This is a genomic window from Variovorax sp. P2_H12, from assembly GCF_056403395.1.
Genome location: NZ_JBFUFO010000270.1, coordinates 1 through 393, shown reverse-complemented (window position 1 = coordinate 393; position 393 = coordinate 1). Strand labels below are relative to the sequence as shown.

Here is a 393-nt window from a genome sequence, read left to right as displayed (position 1 = left end):
AGGCCCCACTTCCCGAAGCCGCCTTGCGCACTTCGACGACTGCCGCCTTTGTCGGCTCCTGGCGGAGCCTCTGGCTCGCAGTGCCCCCTTGCATCACCTCGCCGCCGCGAACTCCTCGTTCGCCGCTGGCTCTCTGTTCAGTGCCGCCGACAGGCGGCCTTACCCAAGGAGGTAACCCACCCCATGAATGACCACTCCCCGATCGTCACCACCGATGGACGCAAGCTGTGCGGCATCGAGTCCTGCGGCCGTCCCCACCGCGTGCGCGGTCTGTGCCTCGCGCACGGTCAGCGCGTCCGCGTGCACGGCGACCCGCAGGCCGACAAGCCGTTGCGCTCCCATTCCTCGCGCCCCTGGAAGGGCGACGACGTCTCGTACATCGGTGCCCACAAC

1 protein-coding gene is annotated in these 393 nt (G+C 68.7%); it reads left to right on the top strand.

Going from position 1 to position 393, the window contains the following annotated elements; translation table 11 throughout:
• Positions 1-183: 183 nt before the first annotated feature.
• Positions 184-393, top strand: a 210-nt coding sequence (locus AC1DYK_RS36105) for a hypothetical protein (RefSeq protein ID WP_478170638.1), incomplete at its 3' end; no start/stop codon positions are given.